Raw genomic sequence first — 17,542 nt, 5'->3', positions numbered from 1 at the left:
ATTACTGATTATTGGTTAAGTGCTGATCTTTGAATATCAACTTTTGCATTGGTGATGATGATCTCTCCGTTATTAGGCGCTGTACCTCCGGCTCCCAGCTGATAAGTGCCTCCTGCATCATGAGCAATAGAAGGGACTAAAGAAATGGGAGTAGTGGAAGTCGTCACAAAAGAAAAGCTTAGATTAAGAGTATGGGTCTTATTGCTGGCAATGGATTGTGCATTGATACTGATGGTTTTGCCATATTGTGTTCCGCTTACAGGATCTATAAGTCTTACCAGATATTGGTGTAAATGTACAGGAGTACCTCCGATTCCCGCGGTAGAGCTTTCAAGCGTTGTCTTTATGTTCAGGCATAAGTTGACCAGATATCCGCTGTCTCCAGGCAGGCTAATAGCTCCGGTGCCACTATTATAGGATGCACCTATATCATTGGATATGACACTAAAGTTGGCATCCGTAAAATTTTTATACGTACCATTGGCAAAATTTCCCAATATAGTGTAGTCTGTTGTTCTCTGAAGAATCATATAACTTACCAGATTGTAAGTGTCGGCAAGCTGCGTCCATCTGTTATTTTTCCAGATATAAAGTCCGGGGCTGATTGAGTTTCCTTTATTGTATACCACAAGACCGGCAGCCGGATTATTAACAGGGGAAGTATTGTTTAATATATCTACAATATCCACTCTTGGAAGAAGAACTCCTTTATTGGTAGCCGGAGATACATCCAGCACCGCAGAGCTGGTAATTGTTGTTTTACCTATGCCAACTTGGGCATATATTGTTTGTACTATCAAAAATAATAGTATGAAATAACTTTTTTTCATGTGCTGGTTTTTAAAGTTGAGATATTTTAATATAAGATCCGGTAGGCATTACATTTACAAGATCGTAAAATGTACTGTTCTGCATTCTTCCCAATCGTAATCGAAGTCCACCGATAATATTGGCATTGGCATTAGCCGGTACACTATAATAGTAAGACCATGTCGCCAAATGATTGGTATTGACTTTCGAAACAATAGGAACCTCTTTTCTCGTACTGGCTCCGGCTGTAAATGCATTGGTAGAATTATTATACGTATCGTTGGCAAAGTCTATAAAATATCCCATCAGATAATAAGTACTTCCTGTAAGAGGAGCTGTTCCTCCTTGTCCGGGAGGACTTTCCTGAGGGGAATTGAGATTGAGATTGACTTCGACCAGGTAATTTCCCTGCGGTAATATTAATGAATAACCACCCGAAACCGCGTTTTGAACAATTTTAAATCCGTTGATATTGGATACTCCGGAAATGGCAGGCGGGTTTACTATTAATAAATTGCTGACACCTGCAGCTGCATTATCCAGCGCAGATAAGGATCCTGTAAAATCCAGATATGCTACTTTAGGTGTATTCTCAGCATCAATGGTACTTTGCCATTGATTGACCGTCGTGCTGAAGAAATGCAACGCTTTGTTATTGGTGTTGCTTCCGCCGTTATATCCGATAAGGCCATCTGCAGGAGAAGCAACAGGAGTGGTTGTACTGCTGAGATTGGCAAGGTTTAAATTGGGAAATAAAATACCCTTATTACCTCCGGAGAGAATGATAGCTGGTGAGGAAGTATAGCCGCTTCCTCCATTATTGATGGTGATGCCGGTTACAACGCCATTGGTTAAAGTCGCTGTAGCACGGGCTTTTGAGCCACCGTTGATGACGGATCCTCCTCCGTAAAAATTAACTGTGGGGGCAGTAGTGTAGCCATTTCCTCCATTGGTGATGGTTACACCTGTCACAGCTCCTCCTGAAACAGAAGCGGTAGCAGTGGCGGGAGTTCCATTGAAATTCTCAATATGCAGTATCGCACTAGGGTCCGGTGTGGACGTGTTGATTCCTACACTTCCGCTTTGGGCCAATGCCACTGTTGCGAAAAGTGTACTAACGAAGTTAATAATTTTCATCTTTAGTATGTTTGTTGAATAATTTTAATTAAATAATCATTAAATGTTGTGTTTGTTTAATTGAAAGTTACGTAAAAAATAAACTAATTATATGGTTTTTTTGTCGATTTTTATCTATAAAATTGATTATTTGTCAATCAAATGTGATTTTTGTTTAATGGTTTGTAATGTTTTGTCACTTTATGTTGATAAAAGACAATAGTGTAAATGTTTATGTTTGCAGTGTTTTATATAGCGAACTTAAGTGAACTTAAATTTTTATAAAATGTGGAGCTCTGTATTTTATTGTAATTATTTACTATTCAGTGAATTAAAAATTATGAAAATGTGGTATATTTTGTTTGAATTTTCAATCAGATTTAGGGAGTTATTAATCATTTCAATGAAACTTTATTGAAATTTTCGATGGCTTTTTGTTGGATTCTGACGAAGTCCTTTTTTACAAAAAAATAACGTGTTAAAATCGTTAAACGCGTTTCTCTTTTTAAAACTTTTCCCGAAATTTGAAGTAAAATTTTAAAATTATGTCACAATCGCTTACAAGCAGAACACCGAAACCTAAATACGACGTTGTACTGATAGGCGGCGGAATCATGAGCGCCACTCTGGCAACGCTGCTTCATGAATTTGATCCGAATCTTGAAATCGCTATTTTTGAAAGACTGGGAAGGTTCGCCAAAGAAAGTACAGCAGCATGGAACAATGCCGGAACAGGACACTCCGCTTTTTGTGAGCTAAATTATACCCCTGAAAAACCAGACGGAACTATTGATATTACAAAAGCTGAAAGCATTGCTGAACAGTTTGAAATTTCAAAACAGTTTTGGGCTTATCTGGTTACCAAAGGATATATTCATGAACCTAAAGATTTTATCAACTCATGCCCGCATATGAGCCTGGTATTTGGTGAAAAAGATGCCGAATATCTTAAGAAACGCCATGATAAAATGGCAGAGTCTGTTCTTTTTTCAGGCATGGAGTTTTCTACAGATCATGAACAACTGAGAGAATGGCTTCCTCTGGTAATGAGTAAAAGAAATAAATCCGAAGTAATGGCTGCTACTAAAATGGACATGGGAACAGATGTTAATTTCGGAACTTTAACGAGAAAAATGGGAAGACACCTTCTTGAAGATTCTAATGTTGAAGTTTTCTTATACCATGAAGTAAAAGATATCAATCCGAGAGAAGACGGGAAATGGGAAATGAAGATTAAGGACAGGATCCATAATCATAAACAGGAAGTACTTGCTGATTTTGTATTTATCGGAGCAGGAGGATACGCACTTCCGCTGCTGGACAGCTCAGATATCAAAGAAAGTGAAGGGTACGGAGGATTTCCGGTTTCAGGACAGTGGCTTGTGAGCCATAATCAGGAACTGGTAGAAAGACACCAGGCAAAAGTATATACACAGGCTACTGTAGATGCACCGCCAATGTCTGTTCCTCACCTTGATCTTAGAATTATTGACGGGGAAAAAGCTCTCCTTTTCGGACCTTTTGCAGGGTTTTCAACAAAATTCCTGAAAGAAGGAAGCTACCTTGATTTACCGGAAAGTGTGAATACTAAAAATTTAAAATCATTATTCGGTGCATGGTGGCACAATCTTCCGTTGACCAAGTATCTTATCCAGCAGGTTGCTATGACTAAGGCACAGAGAATGCAGCATTTAAGAGAGTTTGTGAAGGATGCTAAAGAAGAAGACTGGGAGCTGAAGGTAGCCGGCCAGAGAGTTCAGATCATCAAAAAAGATGAAAAAGAAGGAGGTAAGCTGGAATTCGGAACTGAAGTGGTCGTGAACAAAAAAGGAACGATAGCTTCTTTATTGGGAGCCTCACCGGGAGCTTCCACGGCAGTATATGCAATGTTGAACGTTCTTGAAAAATGTTTTCCTGAAAAAATAAATGGAGAATGGAATGCCAAATTGCTTGAAATGGTGCCTTCTTATGGTAAAAAACTGGCAGAACATCCGGAACTTACCAAAGAACTGAGACATTATACCAAAGAAAAATTAGAATTAGAATACTAACATTAGTAATGGGCAATGAATAATATTGTTATACCACATATTATTCATTGCTCATCATTTATTACTCATAGAAAAGCGTGGAAGAAGTAGTTGTAAAACCAATTATTGCCAAGGAGCTCCTGGAGTCTTTTCAGACAAAAATTGAAGAGGAGAAGCAGGTTATTGTACACTGTTGTTTTCCGGCATCACCGTTTTTAGGAAATCTGATCAGAATCTGGCATTCTACTTATCTTTTTGATAACCAGTCTGAGCATAGAAGTAAGCTGATTCATGCTGAAAATATTTCAATTTCTCCTTCTTGGACGCCGGTTCCTTTTATGAAAGACTTTTGGTTTACTCTCATATTTTCAGGACTACCGAAAGATTGTAAAAGTTTTGATCTTAAAGAAGTAATTCCGGAAGAAGGAGGGTTCTTTGTAGAGTCTATTAAAAGAAACTCTTTAGATGTATATCGTGTGAAAATTTCAGAATCCTATTAAATGATTGAATGAAACTAAGGGAAGAAAAGCTGGAAAAAATTATCCGATGGGCTGAAGCAAATCCGGATATCCGTGCTGTGCTCCTGACCAGCTCACTGGTCAATCCTTATGCTCCTGTAGATGATTTAAGCGACCTTGATGTGGAACTGGTCTTTAATCAGAGGCTGCCTTATGAAACCGAGAATGAATGGGTCCGGTTCTTTGGTGATCCTATTTCCATGATTGAGGAAGATGATACGGTCTTTGAAGGAAAACATGCGATGAAAATGGTTCTTTACAGGGATCATGTAAAGGTGGATTTTAAACTCTATCAGGTATCAGAATTTATTGAAGAAATAAAGAACGAAAGTCTCCCGGATGATTGGGATGTAGGCTATAAAGTTTTAATTGATAAAGATAACCTTACAAAAAATCTGAAGCCTCCGACGTATCAGTCTGTGATGATTCATAAACCTACAGAAAAGGAATTCAGGCAGTTGATCAATGATTTTTGGTGGGATACTACTTACGTTGCCAAATGCTTAAAACGTGGAGATATTTTCTATGCAAAATTTATGGCTGAAAATATTCTCAGAACCGATTATCTTGTTCCTTTGATCGAATGGTGCATTGCCGATGCCCATGACTGGGATCAGATAACGACCAACAAACATGGAAGACTTTTCAGGAAATATTTGTCAGCGGATCAGTGGGAAGCTGTAGAGGCAACCTTTTCAGGAAGTAATACTCAGGAAAACTGGGCTGCTTTATTTGCCTTCGCCAACCTGGTACATGAATGGGGAACTGATCTGGCACAGAAGCTGGGTTTTACTTATCCGGTTACACTGGAAAAGGACATCAGAGCCTATCTTCTTGAAGTAAAGTCTTTGTCTTAATCAAATTCGTTCTCTGTAATAAGATTTTCAATACAGTATTCGGCTATGGCGGTTATGGTAACAAACGGATTAACTCCAATGGTTCCGGGAATTAATGATCCGTCTAAAACATAGAGATGGTCGTGCCCCTTCAATTTACCAAATTTATCAGTAGCTTCATTCAGGACACAACCTCCGAGCGGGTGATAGCATATATCCGGACCGAATCCGTTATTAAATAAAAAATGACTTCTGGTCCCACCATTAGCTTTATTCATTTTTCTGATGAAATATTTAGCATTTTCCTTCATTTTTAAAGTATTGCTTTCATTCCATTCTAATTTCAGGGCTTGTTTGATGGGGTCATAAGTAACTTCTCCCTTTTTATCCACTCTGTTGATTAATAAATACAGAGCTGTGGCCACATCCATTCCCATAGGTAACGGAGCTATTTCGGTGAAAAAAGAATGGTCTTTGTCTTCCCAATTGTCAATACCTGCAACCGGAATGGTGGATTGTTTTGTCCCTGTTCCGCCGGATAAAGGCTGAACCCAGTTTCTTCCGGTCATAAAATTGCCGTTGTTTCCCCAGTTTTTGCCTACATTTTCATGAAGAGATAAATTATGAACAGCCTTGGAGTGCAGTAAAAGTTTCAGCGTGCCCATGGTTCCTGCTGCAAGAATCAGCTTTTTACAATTAAAAATTTTGTCTGCAATGGGGTTTCCCGAGGTATCGGTTTGCTGAGCGGTAACCGTATAGCTTTTGTCATCATTAAGTTTAATATCGTCAACACGGTGAAGGTCAAGGATTTCAAGATTTCCGGTGTCCAGTGCCTTTTTGAGATACGTCTTATCCAAACTGTTTTTACCGTAATTATTTCCATAGATTACTTCTGTATTCAGAGCGGATCTTGGAACTTCATTCCTGTATTCTTTCTCCATATATTTAAAATCATAAACATTGGGAACCCTTATTGTTTTAAATCCGGCTTTGTGAGCTTCTGCTTCTCCCACTCTTGTAAACTTGTAATAAGGACAGTCTTTCAGGAATTGCTCATCAATAACATTGACTTTGAGTTCTTCTCGTACCATAGGGAAATAATAACCGTAAAATTTTTCAGCATCGAGATCAGGAAATACTTCTCTGAAATATTCCTTTTTCGGAGTAACGGCCATTCCTCCGTTAACCAATGAACCTCCACCAACACCTCTTCCCATCCAGATTTTAATATGATCAAAATCCAGCCGGTCCAGAGTTCCTGTAAACGGAGTTAAAGAGAAAATATTCATAAATGGAGCTATACTTTTCTTTTTTAACCACGCAGAACTTTTACCCGGTTTCAGTAAATTGGAAAACGGGATTCCAGACTTTTCCCAGTTCAGACCCATCTCCAGCATAACCACTTTTTTACCTGCCTCACAAAGACGAAGCGCAGATACAGCACCTCCGTAACCGCTGCCAATAATGAGTATCGGAACGTCCAGGTTTTCCTTCCCGTATTTGTTTTTTCTTTCTGCTGCCCGAAACAAATCCGACTGAAGAAAATAAAAACCGCTTATTGCCAGAGCGCTTGTTGTAATGAATGTCTTCCTGTCCATAAATCTGCTTTTTCAAAAAGTATGCTAGAGGAGCATAAACTGGTTTTTATTTAAAACAGATTATACTTTTTATCACAATTTTAACTCTTTGTCCCATGAAAAATTCATAGTTTTACTTATAATTTAAGCATTCATGAAAAAATATATTCTGCTCTTTCTAGTCTTACCATTATTGGCTTTTTCTCAGAAAACCTCAAAAGAGATATTAGCGGTTAAGAAATTCCAAAAAGAGCTCAATGCTGAATATCTTAATCCTAAAGAAACACCTTTAAGAGGAGATCACTTTAAAAATTTTAAAAAGCACCCTTTTTTCCCGATTAACATGAAATACAGGGTATCGGCCACTTTTTTGAAGTCTGAAAATACTCAGCCTTTTGAGCTGCCTACTTCTTCCGGAAAAACAAAGTCTTATCAGGAGTTTGGAAAGGCAACCTTTGAACTTGACGGAAAACCCTATACCGTGACCTTATATCAAAGTCTTGATCTGATTAAAAAATCTGAATATAAAGATTATCTTTTTCTGCCGTTCCGTGATGCTACCAATGGAAAAGAGACTTATGGCGGCGGAAAATACATGGACTTAAGAATTCCTGAAGGAAATACCATTGTACTGGATTTTAATCAATCCTATCAGCCGTATTGTGCATATAATGCTTATGATTACAACTGTCCCATCGTTCCGGAAGAAAATAAACTTCCTGTTGAAATACGTGCCGGGGTTATGTATGAAGATATTTACCACTATTAATAGTTATGATATATCTGAAACTTTTTAATCCCGAAGACCTTCCTGCCATCAGCTATGATTTGGATGAAAATCAATCGCGTTTTACAGCATCGGTAGCAAAGGCATTGAAGATGATTCGCGAAAGAGATGATCATTTTGCATTTCCGGTAACTATTTTTGATGGTCAACAGGCTGCAGGTTTTTTTATCCTTGATTTTGGTGATGATAAGCTGGAGCTTACTGATAATAAAAATGCAGTATTGATAAGGTCTTTATCCGTAAATCCTGAAATGCAGGGTAAAGGAATCGGAAAAGCAGCGATGATGAAAGTGGACGATTTTGTGAGAGAACATTTTAAAGATTGTAATGAAATTGTTCTGGCTGTGAATCAAAAAAATGAAGCAGCCTATCATATTTACCGTGAAGCAGGGTATTCTTATGAAGGTAAAACCAGAATAGGAAGGAGTGGCCTTCAGTATCTTATGGATAAAAAACTTTAATAAAATTTTAAATTTAAAATTTTTATCCTGCTGATTTCTTTCCATAACTTTGAGTAACATCAAATTATAAAATATGGAAATATCACTTCATAATCAGGTCGCTGTAGTCACAGGAGCTTCCAGTGGAATAGGTTCGGGAATCGCAAAATCTCTGGCAGAAGCAGGGGCAACAGTAGTTGTCAATCATTCCTCGGAAAGATCTTTAGAAGAAGCAAAAGCTGTTTTAAAAGAAATTACAGATGCCGGAGGAAAAGGAATTACTTATGCCTGTGATGTCTCTAAAGAAGATCAGGTGATTAAAATGTTTCAGGATACTGTTTCACAGTTTGGGACAGTAGATATTCTGATTAATAATGCGGGTATTCAAAAAGACTCCGGATTTACAGAGATGACAATAGACCAGTGGAATGCAGTCATTGGTGTTAATCTTACGGGGCAGTTTCTTTGTGCGAGGGAAGCAATTAAGGAGTTTCTTCGCAGGGGAATAGATCCGTCTCGTTCCATCGCCTGTGGAAAAATTATTCATATCAGTTCTGTCCATGAGGTTATCCCCTGGGCGGGACATGCCAATTATGCTTCGAGTAAAGGTGCTATCAGAATGTTAATGCAAACTTTGGCTCAGGAATACGGAGCACATAAAATCAGGGTTAATTCTATTTGTCCCGGTGCTATCCAGACACCTATTAATAAAAATGCGTGGGATACCCCTGAAGCCCTTAATTCTCTTCTCACACTTATTCCGTATAACAGAATAGGACAACCTCGGGATATCGGAAATTTAGCAGTATTCCTTGCCAGTGATTTGGCAGATTATATCACCGGAACCAGTATTTTCGTTGACGGAGGGATGACTACGTTTGAGAGCTTTTCTACAGGCGGATAGAAGTTGATTGTTTAAGACCTGTGTTTACAATTTAAAACAATACACGCATCTTTTGCGACCGGGCAATGCATTATTCATTATTCATAATAAAAGCTTATGTCAGAAAAACAGAGAATTTCAGATATTTCATGGAAAAAATGGGGACCTTATGTAAGTAACCGTGAATGGGGACTTGTACGTGAGGACTACAGTGAAAATGGTGATGCCTGGAATTATACCAGCCATGATACCGCAGAAGCTAAAACATACAGATGGGGAGAAGAAGGTATAGGTGGAATTTGTGATGATCTTCAGAGGCTTGTTTTTTCCGTCGGGTTCTGGAATAAAAAAGATAGGATGGTAAAAGAACGATTCTTTGGGCTTACCAACGGCCAGGGAAATCATGGAGAAGATGTAAAGGAATATTTTTATTACCTGGATTCTACCCCTACTCATTCTTATATGAAGATGCTGTATAAATACCCTCAGAATACTTTTCCCTATGAAGATCTTTTGAAGACCAATTCGGAAAGAAATAAAGCTGAGCCGGAGTACGAATTGATAGATACAGGGATTTTTGATCACAATGAGTATTTTGATATTTTTATTGAATACGCTAAAGAAAGCCAGAATGATATTCTGGTCAGGCTTACTGTAATCAATAAGTCCGAAAATGAAGCTCCACTTGTTATTCTTCCTACACTATGGTTCAGAAATACCTGGAACTGGGGATATGACGATTATAAGCCCCAGTTGTTGACTGCTCAAAAAAAAGATCAGATCCAAGTCAATCACAAAGATCTTGAGATCAGAAACATATATGCAAAACAATCTTCAGAGATCCTTTTTTGTGATAATGAGACGAATAATAAAAAACTTTATCAGTCTCCTGATAAATCGGAATATTGTAAAGACGGAATCAATGATTTTATAGTGAATGGAAATCAGGAAGCGGTTAACCCTGATAAGAAAGGAACAAAAGCGTCATTTCTAATCGATGAAAACTTTAAGGCCAAAGAAACCAAAATTTTTGAGTTCAGAATTTCTGATAAAGAGCTGAAAGAGCCTTTTAATGATTTTGACACTATTTTGGATCAAAGACTTCAGGAAGCTGATGCATTCTATGCAGATATTCAGAAAGGTATTCAGTCAGAAGATGAAAAACTGATACAAAGACAGGCTTTTGCAGGAATGCTCTGGAATAAAATGTTTTATCATTATAATGTTGAAAAGTGGCTGAAAGGGGATCCGGCAGAGCTGCGGCCTCCAAAATACCGTGAGAAAATAAGGAATTATGACTGGAAGCATCTCAATAATGAGCATATTATTTCTATGCCCGACAAATGGGAATATCCGTGGTACGCAACATGGGATCTGGCATTCCATACCATCAGCTTTTCAATGATAGATCCGGATTTTGCAAAACACCAACTGAAACTTTTCTTGTTTGAATGGTATATGCATCCTAACGGGCAGCTTCCCGCTTATGAATGGAACTTTAGTGATGTGAACCCTCCCGTACACGCATGGGCTGTTTTCAGAGTATTCAAAATTGATGAATATCTGAGAGAAAAACCTGATCTCGAGTTTCTGGAAAGCGCTTTCCAGAAATTACTGATGAATTTTACATGGTGGGTTAATAAAAAAGACAGCAACGGCAATAATATTTTTGAAGGTGGATTTCTCGGGCTTGATAATATTGGTGTTTTTGACAGGAATTCTGTTTTACCCAATGGGGAGCAACTGGAACAGTCTGACGGGACAAGCTGGATGGCCATGTTTGCACTGAATATGATGAGAATTGCTCTGGAGCTGGCATTGTACAATAATGTCTATGAAGAAATGGCCATGAAGTTTTTTGAACACTTTCTGTCTATTGCGAATTCACTGGATAATATGGGAGATGAAAATTTTAGCCTTTGGGATGAAGAAGATGAATTCTTTTATGATGCCATTGCTTCCAGTGACGGTACTCATATGTATCTGAGGTTAAGAACCATTGTAGGTCTCATCCCAATGTTTGCCGTAGAGGTTATAGATGATGAAATGATTGAAAACCTTCCCAATTTTAAGAAAAGAATGAAATGGGTCTTAGATAACAAACCGGAATTAGCCTCATTGGTTTCAAGATGGGAGGTGAAAGGACAGGACTCCAAACATTTATTGTCTCTGCTTCGGGGGCACCGCTTAAAAAGATTATTGAACAGAATGTTGAATCCTGACGAGTTTTTAAGTGATTACGGGATCAGAGCTTTGTCTAAAGAATATGAACAGAATCCCTATACATTGAATCTTAATGAAACAGATTATTGTGTGAAATATACACCTGCAGAAAGTGACAGCGGGCTTTTCGGAGGAAACAGCAACTGGCGCGGCCCTGTATGGTTTCCTATTAATTTTCTTATCATTGAAAGTCTTCAAAGGTTTTTCTTTTATTACAGTCCGGATTTTTTAGTGGAATATCCTACCGGAAGCGGAAATTATTCCAACCTTGATCAGATTGCTGATGCTCTGAGTAAGAGACTCTCTAAAATTTTTTTAAAGGATGAAAACGGAAAACGTCCGGTGCATGGTCAGTATGAAAGGTTTCAGACAGATCCTGATTTTAAAGACTATATTTTATTTTACGAATATTTCCATGGGGATAATGGGCGTGGAGTAGGAGCTTCGCATCAGACAGGCTGGACAGGGCTTATTGCAAAAATTCTTCAGCCAAGGTATTCTAAAAAAGAAATTGCAGAATCGGAAACTGAAATGCCGGAGGATGCAAAATAACCGAAAGAAACCTATACAAATAAGAGGAAGAATAAGAGAAAGACTGCTTTTACAGGAATTTTTTAATCTTTTTATTCAAAAATCTGCTGAATGATTTCTAAGGATGCCGGGATTTTAAAATCTGTGATGTGATAATGATAGTAGACTAAAAGGCTGTCAAGGAAATCTTTTCTGATCGATGAATGAATTTTTGTAGCATAGAGATTTTCAGCCATAAGTGCATTTCTCCATATTGCTGAAATTTCTTCACCGAAAAGCTGGTGCGCAGGCCCGGTTGAAAAAGTTCCGGTTTCCGGATCCAGGTATTTTCCTTCGCTTAGCAATGGCGCAACTCCCTGGATTTTTAAAACAGAAAGCAAGAACAGAAGATGAGACTGATAATTCGGAGCAGTCAACTCATCGATAAATTGATCAATGCTTCCAAATATGCTAAGGTTTTTATTTTCATGCTTAAGAATCTGATTCAGAAAATCTGAAATAAAAAAAACAACAGCGCTTGCTTTGATATCGGTATCAATATCATGATGTTTGATCAATTCAAATTTTGAAACAGAGGGTATGCCGTTGCCTCTTACCGGATTGACTGAGAAGTTCAGCTTATTCAACGGCTGTAACAGGGCTTTCTTTTTATTCTTTTTGGAATAGATTCCTTTTAGAAAGTAAGTCTGAAAACCCTCTTCTTCTGTAAAGCAATGCAATACAGCATCATTTTCTCCATATTTTATAAAGGAAAGTAAAAAACCGTTTTGTGAATTCATTAATTGACTACTCCAATTTTCGCCGTCGCTTTATCAGAACCATCTTCATTGGTCATCAATACAAAATAAATACCCGAAGCAACTCTGGTTCCTTTCTGATTGTTAAGATTCCATTCATAATATCCTCCCCTTGCTACCGCTGAGTGGACTACATTTCCGGCCGCGTCTACAATTCTTATATTGGTCTTTTCAGCAAGACCTTTAAAGGTAACATTTCCTTTGAAGTTAGCATAAACAACAGGGTTGGGGTAAACCACCACATTTCCGAAATTAGAATTGACATCCGCAACGTCACTTTGGTAGGTTACAATACCATTATAAGTTACAAAATACACTTTACCTGTCTTTTTGTCTACTTTAATATCTGTAACAGTATTGGTAGGAAGCGGTGAATTTTCTTTTGTAAAATGTTTAATGGTTTTCTGACCGTCAGCAGAAAGATAATATACACCTCCGCCATCTACGGATACCCATTTATAATCCCCTCCGTCTACTTCAATCTGAAGAATTGGAGAATTTCTGAAAAGTTCTTCACCAAGACCATTCTGCTCAATGACAATAGGTTCAAGTTTAGGATCCGGTTTCCTGATCTCAGCTGCTGCATTGGGAAGAACCCTTAATCCATTGTCTGAGCCTATCCAGGCATCTCCGGACTTATCAAATGCCACAGAGATTGTTCCTGTCCCTACAAGGTTGTTGGATTCTTTCAAAAGATAATCCGTATCATCGGAAAGATTCGTGGCATTCTTATAATCATATACCCAAAAGTTATTGGTTCTGGGAAGAGGTATCCACAACATATTTTCATAAAAAACAGGTTTTTGTACCCCTGAACTGGAGAATGCGTATTTCTTTATGATAAAATCATCCGTAGCCTTATCATAAATACCTACTGAAGGGTATCCTCCATCATCCACATATCCTATAGAAACAAAAAGATTATTTTGGCTGTCACTTGCAAATCCGGCCGGCCGGCGATAATAAGGGGTTGATCCCAGATTATAGTATTTTACAAATTCGAAATCTTTGTTTGCTGAATTATATTTCATCTTATATACTCCGTTATCATACATGGTATAATTTGTAAAGTATACTTCATTATTATTGGCAGGATTTATTACTGCATCTAATACATTGATTGATTTTGGATTATTGATGAAATAAGAAGAATAAATCCATTCTGAGCCATTATAAAAGTAGAATCCGGGCTTTTTAGGATTGTCTACCGGAAAATTATAATTCCCAGCTCGGGCACCACTTGATACCATCAGCTGGTTGTTGTCATATAAGTTTATTTTATAGGCAAAATTGAAATAAGGACCCGAAGGTTTATAAGTATTATTACCTTCATCTTTTATTCCGGATAAAACAGTTCCTCCAAATACTTTTCCTCCTGTAGTGATCGCTGTATTACATTCTTCCCCAAGACTTACTGCCCCTAAGGAAATTCCGTTTATTCCAAATGTGTATACTCTGTTATCTGTAACGACGATATTGTTTGATGTTACCACAACGTCCCTGATGTTCGCAAAACTGGCAGGAAGTGCTACCGGAGAACCATTATTATACATGAATGCAGAAGTAGCAGATGAATAGACCAGTTCAGATTCTGCATCAATATTGGTGAACGCCCCTGTAGCTTCCGTTGTCCATGAAGAATATATGGGAAAAGTACCATTTATTTCATGGCTTTTCAATCCTGAATTGGTAACAGTAAATATTTTATTTCCAAACATGGTTGCTTCATTACTGGCTTCATATACCCCCGTATTATTGAAGAATGCAGAATCTCCGAATTCTTTCTTTTTCAGATTAAATATAGAAACTCCGTATCCGACAGAAATTACCGCCTGATCTCCGGTGATAGAAATATGATTGATTTTTTTGTTACCATTATAACCGGTAGCGATAGGAATATCAACAATATATTTAATTTCCTGCGGAGTGATCATATCCATTGACCCATCCGAATATCCTACAAGACCTGTTTTGGTTTGCGGATTATAATCAAAAGCGGTTATTCCTATATTGTGGAGGCCGTTAGCTTTAGATAGTTTGGTAATCTCTCCGCTTCCTATGGTATAATAAAATATGCCGTTTTCTGTTGCGGCTATTATTTTCCCGTTGTCCTCCTTCATGGTTAAGACATTATTGTAGGAAAAAAGATCTGCCCATTTTTTTGATGCAATGTTCTGTGCTTTTGCCAGTTGCAGAGAGGCTAAAATACCAAGAGAAATTAAAGAGAGTTTTTTCATATTATGCTGTTATGCTGCTGTCTATTACCTGATTGTTCCAGGAAATGTGCTGTACGTTTTTATTGATATCAAAATGAAAGTCTATTCTGCCCAGAAGGAGCCCTGCCCATCCAACCTGGTTGACCAGGACTTTCCTTCCCTGTCTGTTGGTGAAAGTCTGTGGTTCCGGAAGAAATGTATGCGTATGACCTCCCAGAATAATGTCAATATTTTCTGTGCGGGCTGCCAAGATCTTATCACTTACTTTATTGGGCTCATCCCTATAGTCGTAACCAATATGAGAAAGACATATGACAAGATCACACTTCTGATCATTTTTTAAAAAGTTTGAATAATGTTGTGCCACCTCTATCGGATCAGAATATACGGTTTCTCCATATTGTTTTTTACCTACAAGGCCATCCAGCTGGATTCCGACTCCGAAAATACCCACTTTAATCCCGTTTTTGTCAAAGATTTTATAAGGAGAAGTCTTTCCGTCAAGGATGGTGTTTTTAAAATCATAATTTGAACAGATAAAAGGAAACTTTGCATTAGGAAGTACTTTTAAAAAGCCATCTAAGCCATTGTCAAAATCATGATTTCCCATGGTAGAAGCATCATACTTCATCATGGACATTAGTTTAAATTCCAGTTCTCCTCCAAAAAAATTAAAATACGGAGTTCCCTGGAAAATATCTCCTGAATCAAGAAGCAGTACATTGCTTTCCTGATTTCTGATCTGCTGAATTAAGCTTGCCCTTCTTGCAAAACCTCCCTGATTAGGATTTTTAGTATAACTTGCGTCAAAAGGTTCAATTCTGCTGTGTTGATCATTGGTATGAAGAAGAGTCAGTTTCGTTGTGGATTTTAAACCTGGAATTGCCAATCCTTCTGCCTTCATCATATTGGGAGCTAAAGCCATTGCTAAAGTTCCGCCACCTATTGCTTTTAAAAAACTTTTTCTATCCATTACTTTTTACCGATAAAATTTAAACGAACATCTGTATTGGGAATGATCTCAGGGTTTTTCTTGAAACATTCTATATATAAATCTCTAAGTTTTACCCCGGTTGGGATAGATTCTCCTTTTGCAAAGAATTTCATATTATCTCCTCCCAGAGCAAGATAATCTGAAGTTGCAATATAATAGTCTTTACTTGGATCTACCGGTTTCCCGTTAATTAAAGATTTCGTTAACTGTCCGTTTTTTGTTTCAATATAGAGATGAGAGACCGGATTGTTTACCTGTGTTTTTGCGTAATATTCAAAAAGTCCGGGTAAATCTGCTCCTTTCATTTTTACAATGATCAATTCATTTTCAAAAGGCATTACTTCAAAAAGATTTTTCAGCATAATATCACCTTTCCCTATTGTAGTACGGATTCCTCCGATATTGATCAGGGCAGCATCTACATTTTGCTTGATATGAGCTTTTGTCCATTGATCTCCTCCTTCCAGGGTATAATCAGCTAAAAGATTACCCAGATTACTGTTGTCTCCCTGTTTGGTCAGATCTACATTCGTATGGGAGATCTTCTGGTTCATTTCTTTGTCCAGTTTTTGTTTGTAAGGCTCAATTACTTTTACAAACTCCTCATCATTCTTTAGCTCATTATTAATAGAAATATTTTTCTGGGTCTGTACATTGGCAATTTGTAGCGAAGAAGCCGTTTTACATGCCGTAAGAGAAGCCAGAGCAATTCCTAATAACAAGAATTTATTTTTCATAATATCTTTTAGTATATGCAAATATAATTATATGTATAATAAAACATTATTATTTATTATAAATTCTTATTGTAAATTATTAAATTTGACAAAAATAATTCGAACAGATGAGCATTTTAAAAGGAGTAGGTGTTGCATTGGTAACACCCTTTAATGAAGATTTATCCGTTGACTTCGACAGTTTAACAAAACTCGTTGAATACAATATTGAAAACGGAACCAATTATTTGGTGGTATTGGGAACTACGGCTGAGGCCGCTACGCTTTCTGAAGATGAGAAGAAACAGGTAATTGAGCATATCATTAAGGTGAATAATAAACGTCTTCCTTTGGTATTAGGAATTGGCGGGAACAATACTCTTGAAGTCAAGAAACAGATAGAAGAAGCGGATCTATCTGCATTTGAAGCTGTACTTTCTGTGTCTCCGTATTATAATAAACCTAATCAGGAAGGCCTTTATCAGCATTATAAAGCGTTGGCTTCCACAGGGAAAAATATTATTATTTATAATGTTCCGTCAAGAACAGGACAAAATATTGAAGCGGATACAACTATTCGTATTGCAAAAGAGTTTCCCAACTTATTTATGATCAAGGAAGCTGCACCAAACATTCTTCAGTATTTTGACATTTTAAGAAAAAAACCTGAAGGGTTTTCATTGGTTTCAGGAGACGATGAGTTTACACTTCCTGTAACACTAGCAGGTGGAGACGGTGTTATTTCTGTAATTGGGCAGGGATATCCTAAAGAATTCTCTACCATGGTACAGCTTGCTTTGGAAGGTAAGGTAAAAGAAGCTTATGAAATTCACAATAAGCTGGTTGAAATTACAAGATTGATCTTTGCTGAAGGAAATCCTTGCGGAATCAAAGTAATTCTGGCTGAAAAGGGAATCATTAAAAATTATTTAAGGCTGCCTTTAGTTCAGGCTTCAGAAGGTCTGTATGCGAAAATTAAGGCTGAAATGACAAAGATTTAATTGGTAAACAGTCTATTAACTGGCGATAACAAATGAAAATAAAAAGTGAAAAGTTCCGGCTTTTCAC

15 protein-coding genes are annotated in these 17,542 nt (G+C 37.5%); 8 read left to right on the top strand and 7 right to left on the bottom strand.

Going from position 1 to position 17,542, the window contains the following annotated elements; genetic code table 11:
• Positions 1-8: 8 nt before the first annotated feature.
• Together JO178_RS08445 and JO178_RS08440 are read right to left on the bottom strand one after the other, a co-directional pair.
• Positions 9-830: a hypothetical protein gene (locus JO178_RS08445; protein WP_291934234.1), complete on the bottom strand. Its 822-nt coding sequence runs from the start codon at positions 828-830 to the stop codon at positions 9-11.
• Positions 831-840: 10 nt separating this feature from the next.
• Positions 841-1,947, bottom strand: a complete 1,107-nt coding sequence (locus JO178_RS08440) for a hypothetical protein (protein WP_291934229.1) — start codon at positions 1,945-1,947, stop codon at positions 841-843.
• 524 nt (positions 1,948-2,471) lie between these two features.
• On the opposite strand from JO178_RS08440, the gene mqo reads away from it, so the two are divergent.
• The 3 genes from mqo (at position 2,472) to JO178_RS08425 (ending at position 5,331) form a co-directional block, all read left to right on the top strand.
• The gene (gene mqo / locus JO178_RS08435) at positions 2,472-3,977 is read left to right on the top strand and encodes a malate dehydrogenase (quinone) (RefSeq protein ID WP_291934227.1); all 1,506 of its coding nucleotides are present in this window, start codon (positions 2,472-2,474) and stop codon (positions 3,975-3,977) included.
• Positions 3,978-4,054: 77 nt separating this feature from the next.
• On the top strand, positions 4,055-4,456 hold the full coding sequence (locus JO178_RS08430) for a hypothetical protein (protein WP_291934224.1): 402 nt from the start codon (positions 4,055-4,057) through the stop codon (positions 4,454-4,456).
• Positions 4,457-4,464: 8 nt separating this feature from the next.
• Positions 4,465-5,331, top strand: a complete 867-nt coding sequence (locus tag JO178_RS08425; protein WP_291934222.1) for an AadS family aminoglycoside 6-adenylyltransferase — start codon at positions 4,465-4,467, stop codon at positions 5,329-5,331.
• Here JO178_RS08425 and JO178_RS08420 read toward each other — a convergent pair.
• Positions 5,328-6,908, bottom strand: a complete 1,581-nt coding sequence (locus tag JO178_RS08420; RefSeq protein ID WP_291934220.1) for a GMC family oxidoreductase N-terminal domain-containing protein — start codon at positions 6,906-6,908, stop codon at positions 5,328-5,330. The two genes, JO178_RS08425 and JO178_RS08420, sit on opposite strands and share 4 nt — an antisense overlap.
• 133 nt (positions 6,909-7,041) lie before the next feature.
• On the opposite strand from JO178_RS08420, the gene JO178_RS08415 reads away from it, so the two are divergent.
• The 4 genes from JO178_RS08415 (at position 7,042) to JO178_RS08400 (ending at position 11,772) form a co-directional block, all read left to right on the top strand.
• A complete protein-coding gene (locus JO178_RS08415) occupies positions 7,042-7,656 on the top strand; it encodes a DUF1684 domain-containing protein (RefSeq protein ID WP_291934218.1) in 615 nt (204 codons plus the stop codon).
• 5 nt (positions 7,657-7,661) lie between these two features.
• Positions 7,662-8,135, top strand: coding sequence for a GNAT family N-acetyltransferase (locus JO178_RS08410; protein WP_291934215.1), 474 nt, complete (start codon positions 7,662-7,664; stop codon positions 8,133-8,135).
• Positions 8,136-8,208: 73 nt separating this feature from the next.
• Positions 8,209-9,018, top strand: coding sequence for a glucose 1-dehydrogenase (locus tag JO178_RS08405; RefSeq protein WP_291934212.1), 810 nt, complete (start codon positions 8,209-8,211; stop codon positions 9,016-9,018).
• A gap of 96 nt (positions 9,019-9,114) precedes the next feature.
• The gene (locus JO178_RS08400; RefSeq protein WP_291934210.1) at positions 9,115-11,772 is read left to right on the top strand and encodes a glucosidase; all 2,658 of its coding nucleotides are present in this window, start codon (positions 9,115-9,117) and stop codon (positions 11,770-11,772) included.
• A gap of 71 nt (positions 11,773-11,843) precedes the next feature.
• Here the strand turns inward: JO178_RS08400 and recO are convergent, their stop codons facing one another.
• From recO to JO178_RS08380, 4 genes are read right to left on the bottom strand one after another with little or no spacing between them, the layout of a single operon-like run.
• Positions 11,844-12,530, bottom strand: a complete 687-nt coding sequence (gene recO, locus JO178_RS08395; RefSeq protein ID WP_291934209.1) for a DNA repair protein RecO — start codon at positions 12,528-12,530, stop codon at positions 11,844-11,846.
• The gene (locus JO178_RS08390; RefSeq protein ID WP_291934206.1) at positions 12,530-14,785 is read right to left on the bottom strand and encodes a hypothetical protein; all 2,256 of its coding nucleotides are present in this window, start codon (positions 14,783-14,785) and stop codon (positions 12,530-12,532) included. Before JO178_RS08390 ends, recO begins: the two co-directional genes overlap by 1 nt.
• A 1-nt stretch (position 14,786) precedes the next feature.
• Positions 14,787-15,737, bottom strand: a complete 951-nt coding sequence (locus tag JO178_RS08385) for a metallophosphatase (RefSeq protein ID WP_291934204.1) — start codon at positions 15,735-15,737, stop codon at positions 14,787-14,789.
• On the bottom strand, positions 15,737-16,495 hold the full coding sequence (locus tag JO178_RS08380; protein ID WP_291934202.1) for a 5'-nucleotidase: 759 nt from the start codon (positions 16,493-16,495) through the stop codon (positions 15,737-15,739). Before JO178_RS08380 ends, JO178_RS08385 begins: the two co-directional genes overlap by 1 nt.
• Positions 16,496-16,602: 107 nt before the next feature.
• On the opposite strand from JO178_RS08380, the gene dapA reads away from it, so the two are divergent.
• Positions 16,603-17,475 (top strand): 4-hydroxy-tetrahydrodipicolinate synthase, encoded by an 873-nt coding sequence (gene dapA, locus JO178_RS08375; protein WP_291934200.1) that lies wholly within the window; start codon positions 16,603-16,605, stop codon positions 17,473-17,475.
• The last annotated feature ends 67 nt before the right edge of the window (positions 17,476-17,542 follow it).

This window comes from Chryseobacterium sp., from assembly GCF_019236175.1.
In the GTDB taxonomy this organism is placed as follows: domain Bacteria; phylum Bacteroidota; class Bacteroidia; order Flavobacteriales; family Weeksellaceae; genus Chryseobacterium.
Note: the sequence above shows the minus strand (reverse complement) of the source record. Positions and strands in the feature narration are given on the sequence as shown.

Coding starts and splice junctions, on each gene's coding strand:
- JO178_RS08445 (WP_291934234.1), bottom strand. CDS start 830: ATGAAAAAAAGTTATTTCATACTATTATTTTTGATAGTACAAACAATA.
- JO178_RS08440 (WP_291934229.1), bottom strand. CDS start 1,947: ATGAAAATTATTAACTTCGTTAGTACACTTTTCGCAACAGTGGCATTG.
- mqo (WP_291934227.1), top strand. CDS start 2,472: ATGTCACAATCGCTTACAAGCAGAACACCGAAACCTAAATACGACGTT.
- JO178_RS08425 (WP_291934222.1), top strand. CDS start 4,465: ATGAAACTAAGGGAAGAAAAGCTGGAAAAAATTATCCGATGGGCTGAA.
- JO178_RS08420 (WP_291934220.1), bottom strand. CDS start 6,908: ATGGACAGGAAGACATTCATTACAACAAGCGCTCTGGCAATAAGCGGT.
- JO178_RS08415 (WP_291934218.1), top strand. CDS start 7,042: ATGAAAAAATATATTCTGCTCTTTCTAGTCTTACCATTATTGGCTTTT.
- JO178_RS08410 (WP_291934215.1), top strand. CDS start 7,662: ATGATATATCTGAAACTTTTTAATCCCGAAGACCTTCCTGCCATCAGC.
- JO178_RS08405 (WP_291934212.1), top strand. CDS start 8,209: ATGGAAATATCACTTCATAATCAGGTCGCTGTAGTCACAGGAGCTTCC.
- JO178_RS08400 (WP_291934210.1), top strand. CDS start 9,115: ATGTCAGAAAAACAGAGAATTTCAGATATTTCATGGAAAAAATGGGGA.
- recO (WP_291934209.1), bottom strand. CDS start 12,530: ATGAATTCACAAAACGGTTTTTTACTTTCCTTTATAAAATATGGAGAA.
- JO178_RS08390 (WP_291934206.1), bottom strand. CDS start 14,785: ATGAAAAAACTCTCTTTAATTTCTCTTGGTATTTTAGCCTCTCTGCAA.
- JO178_RS08385 (WP_291934204.1), bottom strand. CDS start 15,737: ATGGATAGAAAAAGTTTTTTAAAAGCAATAGGTGGCGGAACTTTAGCA.
- JO178_RS08380 (WP_291934202.1), bottom strand. CDS start 16,495: ATGAAAAATAAATTCTTGTTATTAGGAATTGCTCTGGCTTCTCTTACG.
- dapA (WP_291934200.1), top strand. CDS start 16,603: ATGAGCATTTTAAAAGGAGTAGGTGTTGCATTGGTAACACCCTTTAAT.